Genomic DNA, 16,923 nt, shown 5'->3' with positions numbered 1-16,923 from the left:
ATTAATTCCTCTCTCCTACTATTTCCTGCTCAATTGCCTGCCATTTTTCACGATGCCAAAGAGCATTCGTCTCCCGGTTTGTTTTTACTTCAACAACTACCAGCCCAGCTTGTTGATAGCTTTCTAAAAGTGCTTCCCTTACCTCTAGTTCCGTTCTCGCAAGCACATACTGACCACCGTACATATGAACCGCATGTTTAAAATCAATATTTAGAGGTGTACCAAACAATGCTTCAAAATGCTGTTTGTCATTTGCCTGTGATAAAAAGGAAAAAATGCCCCCACCGTTATTATTAATTAATAAAATAGTAAGTGGTAATTGATAATGCATAGCAGCATGTAACCCATTCATATCATGGAAAAATGATAAGTCTCCTAATACAAGTGTTACTCTATTTCCAGCTGCACATGCCCCTAAACCACTTGATACGACACCGTCAATTCCGTTCGCCCCACGATTAGCAAATACTTCGATTTGCTTTTTTGTGGTCCAAAAGAACGAATCTAAATCACGTACAGCCATACTGTTGCCAACAAAAATACAGCTCTTTTCCGGGGTTGTCTCGAGTAAAGTACGTACTGCTTCACCCTCTTTAAGCTCCTGATCTGGCTTACAGTTTAGGTGCTTTTTCGCAATCTCATTATACTGCTTCCAGATTTGCAACCATGTTTTTGAACTCTTTGGAGTTGCTGATGCAGTCAACACTTCGCAGCAAGCAACTGCATCAGCAAAGATAAACGCTGTTGGATTACTCATCGGTTCACGAAATCCTTCATGGTCTTCAACAACTATTTGCAGTGCATGCTGATGCTGTTTTACATAAAATGAATATGCTTTGGAAACTGGCATTGCGCCAAATCGAATAATGAATTCCGGCTTCAACCTTTCACGAATAGCTTGATTGCGCAATAAAGCGTCATACCCCTCGATAATTACATCTGAAACATGGCTTCCAGCTCGAACCTGTGATAATGGGTCAGCCAAAATAGGAATTTGCCATTTTTCAGCTAACTTCGTAATTGCCTCTGGTAATTCAGGGTCAGTTTGTGGTCCGCAAACAATAACACCTTTTTCTTTATTCGTTAATTTAAGCAATACATCCTCCACCTGCTGTTCGGATAAATGTTTCTTCCCTTCATAAGCAGGTAAGGTTGAAGTCGGATGAGAACGGTCATGAATCCCCCACACGTTTTCATACTGAAAATCTACCATTAATGGCTCACGAAAAGGAAAGTTCAAGTGAACCACACCAGGGTTCCCTTCCCGAGCAATATAACATGCACTTGCAGCTTTATTTCGTACATATTGAAGCATGTGCAGATCAGCTTCCGGAAGTGCCATTTCATGGAACCACTTTACATAATCTCCGTACATTTTTATTTGGTCAATAGCTTGAGGTGCACCAACGTCGCGTAATTCATGTGGGCGGTCAGCAGTTAACACAATTAACGGAACCCTGCTATAATAAGCCTCGACAATAGCTGGAAAGTAATTTGCTGTCGCTGTTCCAGATGTACAAACAAGAACAACGGGGCGCTTTGTTTTCTTCGCCAGTCCAAGTGCAAAAAAAGCAGCTGACCGTTCATCAATAATAACCCATTCCTTCATCTTTTTATGCTCAGCCAACGTTAGCGCTAGCGGTGTGGATCTGGAACCAGGAGAAATAACAGCATCCGTTAATCCGTTAGCAACTAATTCATCGACAAAATTCGTCACATAGCGCGTCAAAACTTCTGTATGATTCATGCTTGTCCCCCTAAAACAGTTAGCATTGGAGAGAATTTAATGCGTGTCTCTTCAAATTCTTCCTCTGGATTTGAATCTTTTACAATTCCACAGCCTGCAAACAAAGACGCTTCATCTTCTTGAATTAATGCCGAACGAATGGCTACTGCAAATTCCCCATGGTCGTTACTATCTAGCCAACCAACGGGAGCACCATACCACCCTCGGTCTAACCGTTCATAATCCCGAATAAATGTCATAGACAAATCTCGCGGTACTCCACCAAGAGCTGGAGTAGGATGCAATTCTTTGACAACATTGAAAATCGTATAGCCATCTTTTAGTCTTCCTGTAACAGGCGTATATAAATGTTGCAGATTTTTCAATGGATATACAACTGGTGTATCCGGTATGTGCACATCCGTGCAATATTTGTTTAATCCTTGTTTAATCATTTGCACGACAAAATCATGCTCTTCCCTATTTTTCTGGTCATGTAATAGGTTGTCTGCAATTTGTTGATCTTCTACTTCTGTTTTACCTCGTGGTGCGGTTCCTGCTAGGCAAGTTGATAGCAGTTCTTGTTTATCTACCTTTACAAGTCGTTCCGGGGTAGCGCCTACAAAGCAACTATTATTTTGCTCAAAGGCAAAAACATAACTGTTCGACTGTTTTTTAATTAAATCACCTAAAATATGACTGATATTTACTTGCTTATTAAACTGAAGACGCAACTCTCTAGCAAGCACGATTTTATCCATTTGCTTCTGTTGAATCTCTTGCTTCGCTTTTTGTACAGTTTGCTTCCATTGCTCTGGAGCAATAACCTTGGAGTTTACTAAACGCGGTGTACCATGTTGCTCTTTAGAAGCTTGAAACAATATTCTTTCAGCAGCCTCTATTGCTTTCATTAACTGAATAGGATGATCGTCTCTACGTATCTTCAAGTTAATCGTAAAATAGACATCATCCATATTCTTTGTCAGCATATATTCTGGTACAGTAAATTTAACTCTAGGGAAATCAGCCCACAGCTCTGTTCTTGGCTTTTGTGGGTCAAAATCTAATCCACCTAGACTTACTAATCCCGTTCCAGGTGCTTGAAAAGGGTTATAGATCCGTACATCACCTAGTAGTTTCTTCCAAGTAGTTTCTGTATATTGAAAACGGTCTTGGTTAGCACTTATTTCAAATATATTCCCAACACCAACGATGGAAAAAGAATCCTTTGTGCTCGTCCAAAAACATCGCTCTTTATTTAATCTTGCAGCTGCTGCAAAGAAAAGAACTGGATCTTTTGGTTCTACCTGTTTCGTAATACTAACAAGTTGAGCCTCTTTCGTTAATGGCATCTGATGAATGGCATCGCGCAAGAGTTCTTCAACTTGCTGATCCTGTACTCCTATCATTTCAATTAACCTCCGTTAAACTAACAATGACAAACTTTCTTCTTTATTTTATTCTCTTTTCCGCTTATTCTCAAGGAAATCAATCGCAAGCGTTGACACTCTATCATAAATTCCATAGAATTAATATGATTATCGTTCTCATGTTTTATTAAATAGCAACAGCAGCTATATCTTATACGATCTATGTATAGTAACAAACAAAGGGAGGGGAGAATAGATGCATTCATCCAATAAAGTTACCATCAAAGACGCACTTAACGAAAGAGATGGTTTTCAAATTTGGTGGCGACTGCTACGACCTCATACTTTAACCGCTTCATTTGTACCAGTATTTGTCGGCTCCATGCTCGCATTTCATGAAGGCCATATGAATATATTCCTTTTCATGGCCATGCTTATTGCTTCAATGCTTATTCAAGCCGCCACAAATATGTTTAATGAGTATTATGATTTTGTCAAAGGACTCGATAATGAAGAATCTGTCGGTATCGGTGGTACAATCGTCCGCGATGGAATTAAACCAAAAACAGTCTTGCATCTAGCGCTAAGCTTTTTCGGAATTGCCATGTTACTCGGTGCTTTTATTAGTGCAACATCAAGTTGGTGGATTGCGGCTATTGGTTTAATCTGTATGCTTTTCGGATATTTATATACTGGAGGTCCTTACCCAATAGCTTATACTCCATTAGGCGAATTGTTCTCGGGATTCTTAATGGGGACTGTCATTATCGGAATCAGTTATTTCATTCAAGCTAAAACCATCACGTTGGAAGTAATACTCGCTTCCATTCCAATCGCGATATTTATCGGAGCCATCTTGCTTTCCAACAACATTCGTGACCTAGACAATGATAAGGAAAATGGTCGAAAAACACTTGCAATTTTATTAGGTCGAAAGAGGGCTATTGGCTTTCTAGCGCTGATGTTTTTAACAGCCTTTTTCGTCACTGCATGGCTTATTATTAAAGGTATTTTTCCATTGTGGTCATTCATAACCTTTATCGGTGCAATTAAAGCTGTTGATGTGATCCAAAAGTTTAAAGGGAAAACACAACCGCTTGAAATGATGCCTGCTATGGCAGCCACCGGTAAAACCAATTCTATTTATGGGATTCTGTTAGGTATCTCATTATTTATCAGTACGTTTATAAATTAGGGGGAAGCTTCATGGCCTATCCGAACACGTTAATGGAAACTCTTGGCATGGAGACGTTGACGATGACGAAAGAAAAAGTCCAGCTTACGATGCCGATCGATCACCGAACCCGCCAGCCATTCGGATATCTACATGGCGGCGCCTCTGTTGCGCTTGCTGAATCAGCAGCCAGTATTGGTGCCAGTCTACATGTTGATCTCCAATCAGAAGCAGTTTTTGGAATAGAAATTAACGCCAATCATATCCGCAGTGCTAAAAGCGGGCTTGTAACAGCAACAGCAATTCCTTTACACATCGGCAAATCAACGATGGTTTGGGAAATAAAGATTACCGATGAACAAGGTCAGCTCCTATGTGTTTCCCGATGCACCATTGGTATAATTACCAAGAAAAAATAATCCTCGGACCTTCGGAAAGGGATTCACTAATGAAAACATATCTTAGCCAAGATAAATTATTTGAGTTTCAAGAAAAACTATTGAAAATGAAAAAAGAAACAGAAGAAGCTATTGAAGCAAATAATACGGTAGCTCCCAATGAGGCTTTAGAAGAATTAGCCGATTATGATAACCACCCTGCAGACATGGGAACAGAACAGTTTGAGCAACAAAAACAAGCTGGGATGAAGCAAATGTTAGAAGAACAATTACAAGCAATTGATGATGCGTTACAGAAAATTGAACTGGGGACGTTTGGATTAAGTGAAAAATCTGAAAAGCCAATTCCGATTGAACGACTAGAAGCCCAACCTACAGCTCGTTGCTTGGTGGGGGAAGAATAGAGAGAAGGGACTGGGACATAAGCAAATACTAAATAGCAAACCGAACAATTATAAATGAATTGTTCGGTTTGTTTGTATAAAAAAATTCCTATCATCGCTACGTCAACATATTTCGCTTTCCGTAGGTCTCCTCAGCTTCCCCGGAAAGCAAAGAACGCTTTCCTGCTGGATCTTCAGCTCGAGCTATTCCCTAGAGGGGTCCACATATTTTGACTCGCTAAAAACTTGTGTTTACACAAGGACTTATTTATTGTTCGTTTTTTAATCAACTGTTTTAGTTTTGTCCGGCCTCAGTCATTTTCAGTTTATGATTAACTAAACCAATTACTTTTTTGACTTAAACGTTTTATAGGAAGGTATATTTCCAACCGAGTTAGCTGTAATAACCGCTTGAACAATTGCTTCTTCGACTACTTTCACTGCCATGGCACCGATAAGATCAACGGAAGCGCGTTTGTTCCCTGTCGCTAATGTGAAAATCGTATCCCCGTCCAACATGGTATGCGCAGGATAGATTGTCTTAGCCAGCGCGTTATGCGCTACTTGTGAGATTTTTGTCGCCTCTGCTTTAGTAAGAGAAACATTAGCTGCCACAACGCCAAGCGTCGTATTCATACCAAGCGATATTTGACTTTGATTCTTTTGCATGTATGTAATACTGTCTACTATTTGTTGCGTATTCGGGTCAATCGGACCTGCAAGTATTTCTCCACTCTCAGGGTGCCTGATATCCCCAACTGCATTTACAGCTACTAATGCACCAATGATTACACCATTCTCTAGTTCAACGGAAGCACTGCCAAGGCCTCCTTTCATACACTGTTCCATACCTGTTAATTTACCAACCGTTGCACCACATCCAGCACCAACATTTCCAAACGTAAAAGCTCCCTTTTTAGCCTGTTTGGCTGCTTGGTAACCCATTTTTTTATCGGGACGGACATTTCCATCTCCAACAGCTAAATCAAATAATATCGCAGCTGGAACAATTGGTACTTTGGTAACACCAACATCTAAACCAATTCCCTGTTCTTCTAAATAGTGCATGACTCCATCAGCAGCTGCTAACCCAAAGGCACTCCCTCCAGAAAGCGTAATTGCATGAACTTGTTCTACTGCATTCACTGGATTTAACAAGGCTGTCTCACGAGTTCCCGGAGCAGCTCCTCGTATATCAACACCACAAACAGCTCCATCTTCTGAGACAATCACTGAACAGCCTGTCATCGCTTCTGTATCCTCAACATTCCCCACCTTAATCCCAGGTACATCCGTTATATTGCCATAAGTCATGAAAACACCTCATTTTCTATTATTTTTACAAAATAAAAGTTGTTGCTACTATAACACATTTATGATTAGGGTAGTCCTTATAGTAATGCTTGTATAGCACCCTTTCACGAAGTAAATGTACAATACTTGGACTTTAAATCTGCAAAATTAGTAATATTTCGATACAAGAAAGCTGAGTACATTCATCACTTGCGCTGTGTTATGATCCATAAAGAAGTCACTGCACGAGTTTACATGAGAACCAAGGATGGATAGCTTTTTTTGCAAACCGACAAACGTATTAAAAAAGCTGAATGATGGCTGAGAAATAGTGCTCGCAGAGTCTCTATGTCTCACCTCAACAATTTTATATTTTTTAGGCAATTACTCTCTTTATGTTCTTAAGCGAATATAGCCTTTACTATATAAAATAAACATACTAGAAACTTTAAAAATTACTTCGTTCAACTCCACAAATAATAACTCTTAATTACAGTTATCAATTTATAAAAAGACAATAACAGATACTATAATGAATGAAAAGAAAACTATTCCATATATAGATGTAACGATTTTTGATTTATCCGGAACACGATCAGTATGCTGTCCTTGTTCTTTACCTTCGACATAATTAAGTATTTCCTCGAAAGTTTTTAAATTGTTGGTTTGCATTATTTGCTTTTTATGGCTTTCACTCCTGTAACCAGCATAAAGACTAATCAATCCAATAGGAATCAAAATGATCCATCCATAAATGCCGAAATAATGAAAGCTTGGTATGATTAGTAATGCTAATATGGTGAAAGAAATAATCATAACGATAACCCATTGATTAAAACGTATTAAATTAATCTCTTGTTTCATTTCTTTTAAATCTCCTTTCACTAAATGATCAATAGTAACATCAAAGAGTATACTCATACGCAATAAAACTTCAATATCCGGATAACTCTTCCCCCTTTTCCAGTTAGAAACAGAGTTACGGCTTACATAAATTTTTTTTGTGCTAATTCTTCTTGAGATAATCCATCACGCTTTCTCTAATATTGGGTTTGTTTACTTATTTTCATTTAGCTACCTCCTGTATCTAGACTAGCAAAACATCTGTATTAGAACTACCAAAACTATTATGAATTTTAGATGAAAGCAGGAATTTTATGACAAAATCATTGTGCAATGCTATTATATAAAATGAATCTTCAATCAGTGGGGGTAATCATTCCTGCCCCACGGATTGTTAGTACCGTAATGGTATAATCTAAGGCCTCTTACGAAATAGAGGATTAGGTGCTGTCATCTCCCAGTTAGACTTGTTGTAGTACAAATTATCCAACTCCTGAAGCGGAAGTCTTAAAGCATCTTATATATGGGATAAACTTTTATAAGGTTATTGTTATTGAAGTGATATCTTCTTGAAGACATGTTATTTTGCAAAATTAATTCAAAGAACTACTAAAAACTTACCTTTTTTGTGTCCAAAATATTGGGGTAGATTTATTACTTATACTTTGCACACAAAACATATACCTCTACAAAAACCCAACCTTAACTAAAACGAGTTTTGCGGCATTTCGCATCAAAAGAACGTGAAAAAGCAGTGCGATCCATTAGAAATGATGGACTGCACTGCTCTATTTATTCATTTATAAAAATATATTACGACGAAGCAAATTTTGTTTGCTTTTCTTCAAGCCATGTACGTAGCTTTAAAAATAATGGAACAAATAATAAACCAACAATAATTCCTTTTATGATATTAAATGGTAAGATCCCACCATATACAACTCCCCATTTAATCGCTGTACTGGACATGTCCTCCCAGCCCATGAACCATGCATATGCCGGTAAGAAAACGAAATAATTTAATACACTCATTCCAACTGCCATAATGATAGTCCCAGTAACTAAGCCAGAAACAATACTTTTCACACCTTTAAATTTGTGATACAGCATGGAAACTGGTACGACAAACAATATGCCAGCTATTAAGTTAGCAAGTACGCCAATTGGATCAGATGCTCCAGAGACGGCTAAATACAAAAGGTTTTTAATAGCCACTACAAGTACGCCAGCAAACGGTGAAAAGATTAAGGAAGCCATTAAAGCCGGAACATCGCTGAAATCAATTTTCAAGAAAGCTGGTAATAACGGCAGTGGAAAGTTCAAGAAAAACAACAATAATGAGATCGTTCCTAATAAAGCTAATACAATGACTTTCATCAGTTTCGATGATTGTTTATTCATTGGTTGCATATTCTATTTCTCCCTTCATCATGTATCGATTCCAATCTCGTGATGAAGGATCAAAGCCTGTTCCTTTCCTCACAGTAAAAAACCCTAAAGCAACTAATCGGGGCTTTAGGGTAAACGTAAACAAGCATAGGAAAAAGCAAGGCACATCTGCGTACCTATGATTCGGCTCGACATCTTCTCCCATCCAGACTGTAACTGTCGGTTCTGGACTTGCACCAGATCAACCACAATAATTATTGTGGGTCACGGACTTAAAGCATACGCTTTTTACCGTCGGTCGGGAATTTCACCCTGCCCCGAAGATGGAATCGATATTTTATTGTTACGGTTATTTTACATGACAATTATTGATTTTGCAAGAAAATAAAACTATATAGTATATTTACTAGTGAGAAACAAAGAACGATAATTTCCCATACTCTTTTAACACTATGTAAGTATTTTGCCTAAAAATCAAACACGGACTGGTTCCTCTGCAACGTTCAATTGAAGAACTATAGCCATAGCGGCGGTAATGGAGTTTGCAATGTATCGTTAGTTACGGAGATGGCTCTTCAGATATACACCTCGATGGTTTCACGTGAATTAAAACGATTATATTAGAAAAACTTGGCTTGTCGCCAAGTCTTATGGCGGAAGCCTTTGTTTTTCTTATACTATAAACCAAAAAAATCTTATACTTTCCTATAGTGGAACAAAGGCGCGGGGCGCCCGTTTAGCAACGTAGCGAATGGAACGAATCAACTGAGATAAAGTGAACCTTCCATCAGCGGGGTTTTCTTCATCTCCGCTGATTGTTAGTACCACCAGGGTATGACCTAAAGGCCCTTGAACGAATCGGGGGTTTAGGTGCTGTTACCTCCCGCTTCGACTTGTTTAGTTCACATCTTCCATTCTTGAAGTGGGAGTCTACAACGCCTTTTTACGGGATAAAGGAATCATGCCACTAAAAACAGGGGTATGCCGACGCCTGAGCGGCAAGCCCGTTTTTAGTCGGCCTTCCTCTTTGCGATGAACCGATGATGCCTTATCGTAGGGCGATTCGTGAAGTCGCCTAGTTGCTGGGCTCATGCGCTGGACGTGACTATTCGGTTATTTCATTATCCATAAGCACCTAAGTTTATACTTTCTTATTCTTTAAGAGAAACTATAACGTGCCTGGAAGCTCTATGTTTCCTGCTTAGGTATATTTTTACAATCATCCCTAGCTCCCAGAGTATTGAATTAGAAATCTTTTTTCTCTCCGTCAAAACAAACCTCGCATCCCATTTGGAATGCGAGGTTTTGCAATAGCAACTACTTTTCTGCGTTAATCCACAATTTACCTTCTGCCTGTTTGCGTTGTTCATTGCCGTAATTATCTTCTACCTTCACTTCGATAACTGCACCTTCTGCAACCACACTGCTCGTTGCTGTCCAATAGCCGACATAATGACCTTCTGATGTTTCCATCATTGGCAGCTCCTTAGCGTTCGTTACAGTATTTGTTAGTGGCATATGGATGACATAGGTTGCTTTTAAACCTGGTTCACTGTCAAATTCGAATTTCACCGATTCTCCAGCTTTAAGATTAACATCTTCTGTCGGCGTTAAATTCTCAATTTTTGGAGCAGTGAAATCAACATCCAAGGTAATTTGTTCTTTTGCTTTATTGCCTGCTTCATCTTGCGCTACGACCTTAATTTTATTCTCTCCATTGTCTAGTAAAATGCGCTTAGAATACTTACCATCCTCCACTTTTGCTTTCTTCCCGTTCACTTTAACGACATCCAGATGCTCATCAGAAACAGTACCTTCCACAGTTACAGTTTCTCGATTTAATTTGTCCTTATTTTTTGGTGAATCGATCGTTAACTCAGGCTTTTTCGTATCCAGTGTAATATTTACCGGCTCCGACTCTCCTGTCGGTGTTCCATCAAGCAACGATACAGCCGTTAATTCATTTTCCCCTTCTGCTAAAGCTGCAGGGATGGCAAACGAACCATCATCGCCTATCTCAACTGAGTCCAGTTCTTCACCATTATTCATCAATTGAATGGTCGTCGTTGGTGAAGCAGTTCCTTCAACAGTAACCTCTTGTTCATTTGTAATCGTTCCATCCTTTGGGGAGGTAATAACAGGTTGCTCCACTTCGTAATTAACACGAGCCCGGATCATATAGTTTCCTTCATCTGCTGGTGATTTTGACCATGCACCACCGACTAATTGATAGCTCCTATCCGCATTTGGACTGCTCTCATCCGTAGCAAGTCCAGGTGCTCCTGTATTTGGTGCTGTTTGTACATAGACGACGTAGAATTCTTCTTCTACAACTATGCCATGCTCTTTTAAGTCAACAACCGTCCAATCATTTTCATCGCGAACGGCTTCTGCGTCGACAGGACCAGCTAACTTCTTACCCGGTGTGCCATCAGGTCCAGTTGCATCCCAAACCTCTACTTGGAACGCGGTACCGCCTGGAACTGGAAATTCATCGTTCCAAAATTTAAAGACTGCTGCATCTACAATACCATTCTCTTCTCCTTCTGGTAATGCCATCTTTACGCCCCAGCCATTTCCAGCATCATAGAAAGCTCGAGCATTTTCTGCAGTTCCATCATCATACGCGATTTCACCACCTGGTACGGTGTAAAATGGTTCTAGTTCAATGTTTTCAGTAATATCGCCATCCTTTAAAACGATTTCTTTCTCGGTACCATGGTAACCAGTAGCAAGCACTTTTAGCGTATACGTACCACGATAAGCCGTTAGTGAATAATTACCAGCTTCATCCGTTGTTACTGGATCAATATTTGCATCCTCTACTACTAGAATGGTAGCATTTGAAACAGGCTCGCCTGTTTGTTCATCCTTAACCGTGCCACTTACAGTATATTGATCCATTTCTTCTAACGTAAAATCCGCTTCCGCTGTCCCATCTGCTTCAATGGTTACAGACTGCTCCTGAGACTCAAATCCATAAGCTTCTGCTTTTACAGTGAAATCACCAGCACCATGCAACAGAGAATAATTCCCTGTAGCTGGATCTGTAGTTACTGTACGTCCACTTTCTAATACACTTACTTGTGCTTGCATTGGCAATAACGTTGGATTGATAGGATTTTGTTCGGCTTTTGGTTTCTTCTTTGGCATTTCGGGCTTGATTTTTGCAGGGTCTACTTTTTCCTTCTTTGCTGACTTTTTATCCTGTTTATCCTTAGCAGCAACCCTTTGCAAACCACTAAATCCTAACAAACTAGGGTTAAGCTGCGCTTTTTTCAATGACACGCTATCTGTATTAGGTGTATCGGTTAAGGCTACGTCATCGATATACCAGCCCTCTCGTGTTACGCTACCGTCCGTATCTAAGTTAAAACCAATATAAACTCGTTGACCAAGGTAATCAGACAAATCGATCTCCGCATTCTCCCAACCATCGGATACATCCGAGATTTCTTTAAGCTGTGTCCACTCCTCCTGATCTGTAGAAATAAATACGTGACCATAGTCATAATTTTTTTCTAAATTATGCCATTGATTGAATTGTAAATAGGCTCCCCCTTCTTTAGGAAGATCAATCGGCGGCATCACAAGCGTGGTATTCGAATTACTCTCATATTCACCTGCTAAATTGGTTGCATATACATTTTCTCCGGAAGCTGCACTTTCTGGACCAGAAGTTGGCATACCACGCTCCCAACTGTTGTTCTCACCAAATACAGTCCAGCCCGCAGAAACTGCTTCAAAATCTTCTTCATACCCAACCGTAATTCCCGGGAGTAGAGCAACCTCGTACGTCTCACTACTCACTTCATTATTCCCAAAATCATTCATATGCCACGTATACGACAGTGTTTCGCCAGTAAGTTGTTCACCAGGAATCGTTGCTTGATACGTTCCCTTTTTATAGTCTCCTGAAATCTGCTCTGCTTCAATTGTTTTTTCTTCCCCACCCGCATTCGTATATTGTAGATTTACAGAATTTACACTAATATTATCTGTCACTTGAATCGTTAAATTCAAATCCATCCCCATATACGCTTCCGTTAACGCTTCATGTTCAAAAACTGGTGCTTCCGTATCTTCTCCAGCTTTCGTTACTTGTCCTTGAATGGTTCCTAAACCAGAAGCTAATGAGGAAACAGCGTCATAGGCATTAACTAAACCATGTCCATACCCATTATTTGGGGATTTAGGGAATTCACTATCCGTTAATGGATTTGCGGTTGACATCGCGATCTCTTCCATTTCATCAACCGTTAAGCTGGAATCCGCTTGTTTCATTAATGCTAAAACACCCGAAAGCGCTGGACTTGCCATTGAAGTGCCATTCCAACCGCCTTCATAGCCTCCGCCTGGTACACTTGAACGTATATTAACACCAGGTGCTGTTACTTCTGGTTTTATTTCGTCATAAGGTGAAGGTCCAAGTAAAGAGAAGCTTCCTAGCACATCATTAACGTCTGTAGCACCAATAGCAAATGATTCAGGATAATTTGCTGGTACAGCTACCGAACCAGGTCCACCAGGATTAAATAAGGTCGTATTTCCTGCAGCGAACGCTGGGAAAATTCCTGCTTCTCTCCAAGCAGTAACTACATCCCGATACCATTCATCCAGACCAGAGCCTCCACCCCACGAGTTATTTACAATGTCCGGAGCCATGGAAGCGTCTCCATTTGGTGCTAACATCCACTCAGCTGCAGCTAATAACCAATTGTCATATCCATTACCTGCTGCATTTAAACCTTTTGCAGCAATCCATTTTGCACCAGGAGCTACGCCTACTTGATTGGAACCATCTGGCTCAGCTCCGACCATCGTGCCTGTAACATGGGTACCATGTCCGTGATCATCATAGGCTTCTTCTTCTCCAGCTGTGGCATCGAAGAAACTAGCAGCATGATCTATTTGACCAGTTTCTGAATTATATCCACGATACTTTTCCTGTAGAGCTGGATGATCCCACTCAACACCACTATCGATACTCCCGACAACAATACCTGATCCGTCAAAGTCCATATCCCAAACAGGTGGCGCTCCGACTCGTTCGACATTCCATTCTACATCCGCATTTTCAGCTTTTATTTCTTTTGCCTTTTTATCAACTTTTACTTCAAACAGCTTTCGTTCTTCATTCGGCAAAATTTTCTCTACTTCAGGGTAAGTGGCAATTTTTTCAGCTATCTTCTTGGTAGCAGTTACCGACATTCCATTCACAATATGGTAGGCTTGGAATGTTTCTACTTCCCCTTTTTCTTTTTGCTTTTGTATATAATCTTTCACATTCGCTTGTGACTCCAAAGCAGTAGCCTTCAATTCCGAGATAACTGCGGAGCGTTGTGCATGCTCTACTTTTTGCGCAGTTAAGCTAGCTTTTTTCGCCTTTTTCTTTGCTTGTTTCGCGGCCTCTTTCACATCTGCTTTGTCAGCAAATTTCACAAGGAAAGTCACTTGATCACTATCTTTAAATAGCTTCGTTAATTTGCTGCTCAGCTTATTTTCCATCACTTTACTGGAATCGCCTACTGACTCGTGCAATTTCTGTGAACCTTGCGCATTTGCCATTCCGGGTGTTAGTAAAGAAAATGCAATAAAGAATGTTGCGGCAATGCTAAACAGTTTGGATTGTCGCCTTCTTTTTCTTTTCAAAACTATTCCTCCCCACTTTTTTTACCAAAGCTACAATGAAAGAACTCTAGCTTATCGCGCCCTCCTTCCTTTTTTGGTTCTATGCATTTGTAGCTAGCTTGTCAGTCTATGTTGTTAGACTAAGTATAGTAGAGAATTAAAGGGAGATTGTGTCGATACAAGTCGAATTATATGGCAATATTCTAAATTGATAAAATAGTCTCATTTTTTCTTTTATATATTCATGTAGCTTATTGCTGATCTAATATTTTTTTGCAAATAAAAACGCTGTTCTTCCCTATAAAAAATAAGAAAAAACAGCTTTTACTTGTTAATCGTTGTTCTATAAAAAGGGAAATATCTGTAAAAAACGATAAAATTGACCTATTTATCAAAAATATAGATTGCATTTTTTTGCTTGTGATAGGAAAAAACGAGACTTTATACTTGGGTTTCACATTCCAGAAATAGATCATAAGCCTATATCTTTACCAAATCACCTTCCATATACCTATAAGTCGTGTTATCTTTCAATAAATTATTTTCTCATTCAGAAAGTTGTATCATATCATGCATATTAAAATCCGTTTATAGTTCAAGTGGACTTAAACTTTCTTCTCCAGTTAAGGAAGATATCATAGTCACCAATAGTTCAATTTCCTCCGCTATATCTTTAATGCTTACTGTTTCTACAGGAGAATGCATATAACGTAGTGGCAGTGACACAAGTGATATAGGGACTCCTTTTCCGGTTAGACGCATTTTATCAGCATCTGTTCCAGTCATACGCGGTGTAAGCTCATATTGAATGTCCATTGCTAATGATTTAGCTGTTTTTTCTAATAGTTGATTCATATTTCGATTGATTGGTGCACCTTTTGCTAATACCGGTCCTTTCTCTAGACGAACATCACCATACTTGTTCGTATTAACGCCGGGATAGTCCGTTGCAAATGTAACATCACAAGCAATTGCCATATCAGGCTCTACACCTGCAGCTGCAAAATAAGCTCCTCCCATATTTGTTTCTTCATTTACAGTGCTAGCAGCATAAACACCTACTTGACAGTTCGTTTCTGTTAATTTTCTTAACACCTCTGCTACAATAAACGCTCCTGTCCGGTTATCCAGTCCGCGCCCAGCAATATAACGATCTAACAATATTTCTGGCTCTGTTTTATACACTGCTAAATCACCAATATGTATTTGTTTCTCGGCTTCTTCCCTCGTTCGAAAACCGCAATCGATAAACAAATCTTCCAAGCCAAAATCATTTTTTAATCCGCCATGATGCTGGGCATTCACGCCGATAACACCTGTAACTCTTGTACTTTCTCCTAATACAGTCACCTTCATTCCAACAGCTGCTTTTGGATTAATGCCTCCCATTTTATCAAAATGTAGAAAACCATGTTCATCAATGCGGTTAATAACAAGTGCAATTTCATCACAGTGTCCAGCTAAAAGCACTTTAAATGGTGCCTCCGGATTTAAAATGCCAATTACATTGCCAGCGTGATCGGTTCTTATTTCATCCGCAAATTTTTTAACATACTTCATCCACTTCTTTTGTATTTCCATTTCACAACTAGATGGGGATGGTGTATTTAGTAACTCTAATAAAAATTCCTGATTTGCTAATTGCATCTAAATTCCTCCTAATCATCCAAAAGGTTCTATTGTTATCATAGCAAAAAATCATTCCATAAGCACTTTTGTTTACGATTCATACATGGATCGGTAGACTTAATAAAGCACTTAATGGGAATAAAAGCTAGCAGATATCTCCATACAAAATTCATGGAGTTATACTAAAAAATATTGAAAGGGAGCGATATGCAGTGAATCTTCTACAATGGTTTGAAAAAGGCATAGAACCAGATACCTATATCGAGGAAATGACAAAGCATAAGGAAAATTTGCTCACCATTTATGATCACTTCGATTTACCAGATGACCATCATTTTTGGGAGCAAGTTAAAGAAAGGCAATTGCAGGTCATCGTACTTACAGAAGACTGGTGTGGTGATGCCATGCTTAATATCCCCATTTTACTTAAATTGGCAGAAGTAACCGATATGAACGTTCGAATGTTATATCGTGATCAGAATTTAGCACTGATGGACCAATATTTAACTAATGGAAAATCGCGATCAATACCGATTCTTATTTTTATCGACCAGCATGGAAACGAAAGGACCAAATGGGGGCCTCGTGCAGAAAGCATTCAAGCGTTTGTAAATGAAGCGCAAGGCACGCTGCCAAATAAAGAGTCAAGCGATTATCAGGAAAAGTTTAAGGAAATGATTCTATTTATGAACAAAACCTTTCGTGATAACACCCATTTTTGGCAAGATGTTTATAGTAGCTTAAAAAACGCATTGCAGAAAGCACTTTAAAGGTATATTAAAAGATCTACTCATAGCCCGGATAAAAATGGTTGGAAGACCTGTTCTCCAATCCTAGAAGGTAAAAGCCCAATAGAATAATTGGAGGATAAAAGAAAACCTACACTTATTGAATATCTGTTTACTTCAAATTAAAATTGAATTTAACCAAACTCGTTTATGAGCAAGTTAAACATCGTTTTCTACTGTAGGCGGAGACATTAAAATTAATAAGTTACTTTAAATTAAGCCACCTATCCAAATCTGTTATCCCAAAATACCATCCCTATACGGTTATAAAGGATGGAACCTGTCAATACTGTTTTAGA

The 16,923-nt window shown here is 39.2% G+C and carries 11 protein-coding genes, 1 pseudogene and 1 riboswitch; of the genes and pseudogenes, 4 read left to right on the top strand and 8 right to left on the bottom strand.

Features of this window, described 5'->3' with window-relative positions:
* Window position 1: 1 nt before the first annotated feature.
* Both menD and KBP50_RS05730 read right to left on the bottom strand, forming a co-directional pair.
* Window positions 2-1,747, bottom strand: coding sequence for a 2-succinyl-5-enolpyruvyl-6-hydroxy-3-cyclohexene-1-carboxylic-acid synthase (menD, locus tag KBP50_RS05735; RefSeq protein ID WP_050350408.1), 1,746 nt, complete (start codon window positions 1,745-1,747; stop codon window positions 2-4).
* Complete coding sequence (locus KBP50_RS05730; protein ID WP_050350407.1) at window positions 1,744-3,135, bottom strand: isochorismate synthase; 1,392 nt, start codon at window positions 3,133-3,135, stop codon at window positions 1,744-1,746. Before KBP50_RS05730 ends, menD begins: the two co-directional genes overlap by 4 nt.
* A 217-nt stretch (window positions 3,136-3,352) precedes the next feature.
* Between KBP50_RS05730 and KBP50_RS05725 the strand changes: the two genes are divergently transcribed.
* The 3 genes from KBP50_RS05725 to KBP50_RS05715 are packed head-to-tail and all read left to right on the top strand — an operon-like array spanning window position 3,353 to window position 5,072.
* The gene (locus KBP50_RS05725; RefSeq protein WP_050350406.1) at window positions 3,353-4,291 is read left to right on the top strand and encodes a 1,4-dihydroxy-2-naphthoate polyprenyltransferase; all 939 of its coding nucleotides are present in this window, start codon (window positions 3,353-3,355) and stop codon (window positions 4,289-4,291) included.
* An 11-nt stretch (window positions 4,292-4,302) separates the two neighbouring features.
* A complete protein-coding gene (locus tag KBP50_RS05720) occupies window positions 4,303-4,689 on the top strand; it encodes a hotdog fold thioesterase (protein WP_050350405.1) in 387 nt (128 codons plus the stop codon).
* A gap of 29 nt (window positions 4,690-4,718) precedes the next feature.
* On the top strand, window positions 4,719-5,072 hold the full coding sequence (locus tag KBP50_RS05715) for a TraR/DksA C4-type zinc finger protein (protein ID WP_050350404.1): 354 nt from the start codon (window positions 4,719-4,721) through the stop codon (window positions 5,070-5,072).
* 324 nt (window positions 5,073-5,396) lie between these two features.
* On the opposite strand, the gene KBP50_RS05710 is transcribed toward KBP50_RS05715, so the two are convergent.
* From KBP50_RS05710 to KBP50_RS05690, 6 genes and pseudogenes are all read right to left on the bottom strand, one after another.
* Complete coding sequence (locus KBP50_RS05710; RefSeq protein WP_050350403.1) at window positions 5,397-6,365, bottom strand: P1 family peptidase; 969 nt, start codon at window positions 6,363-6,365, stop codon at window positions 5,397-5,399.
* A gap of 483 nt (window positions 6,366-6,848) precedes the next feature.
* Entirely contained in the window at window positions 6,849-7,265 is a 417-nt protein-coding gene (locus KBP50_RS05705) for a hypothetical protein (RefSeq protein ID WP_050350402.1), read from the bottom strand.
* Between the two features lie 18 nt (window positions 7,266-7,283).
* Window positions 7,284-7,340: pseudogene (locus KBP50_RS22745) on the bottom strand (hypothetical protein); the annotation flags it as partial.
* 660 nt (window positions 7,341-8,000) lie between these two features.
* The gene (locus KBP50_RS05700; RefSeq protein WP_236691361.1) at window positions 8,001-8,597 is read right to left on the bottom strand and encodes an ECF transporter S component; all 597 of its coding nucleotides are present in this window, start codon (window positions 8,595-8,597) and stop codon (window positions 8,001-8,003) included.
* Window positions 8,598-8,765: 168 nt separating this feature from the next.
* A riboswitch (FMN riboswitch) is annotated at window positions 8,766-8,905 on the bottom strand.
* Window positions 8,906-9,893: 988 nt separating this feature from the next.
* The gene (locus tag KBP50_RS05695) at window positions 9,894-14,228 is read right to left on the bottom strand and encodes a S8 family peptidase (protein ID WP_050350401.1); all 4,335 of its coding nucleotides are present in this window, start codon (window positions 14,226-14,228) and stop codon (window positions 9,894-9,896) included.
* Between the two features lie 567 nt (window positions 14,229-14,795).
* Window positions 14,796-15,854 carry a M20/M25/M40 family metallo-hydrolase gene (locus tag KBP50_RS05690; protein ID WP_050350400.1) on the bottom strand — a complete coding sequence of 353 codons (1,059 nt, stop codon included), beginning with the start codon at window positions 15,852-15,854 and terminating at the stop codon, window positions 14,796-14,798.
* Window positions 15,855-16,048: 194 nt separating this feature from the next.
* Between KBP50_RS05690 and KBP50_RS05685 the strand changes: the two genes are divergently transcribed.
* Window positions 16,049-16,606: a thioredoxin family protein gene (locus tag KBP50_RS05685; RefSeq protein ID WP_050350399.1), complete on the top strand. Its 558-nt coding sequence runs from the start codon at window positions 16,049-16,051 to the stop codon at window positions 16,604-16,606.
* The last annotated feature ends 317 nt before the right edge of the window (window positions 16,607-16,923 follow it).

Source organism: Virgibacillus pantothenticus (assembly GCF_018075365.1).
Classification (GTDB): domain Bacteria; phylum Bacillota; class Bacilli; order Bacillales; family Amphibacillaceae; genus Virgibacillus; species Virgibacillus pantothenticus.
Note: the sequence above shows the minus strand (reverse complement) of the source record. Positions and strands in the feature narration are given on the sequence as shown.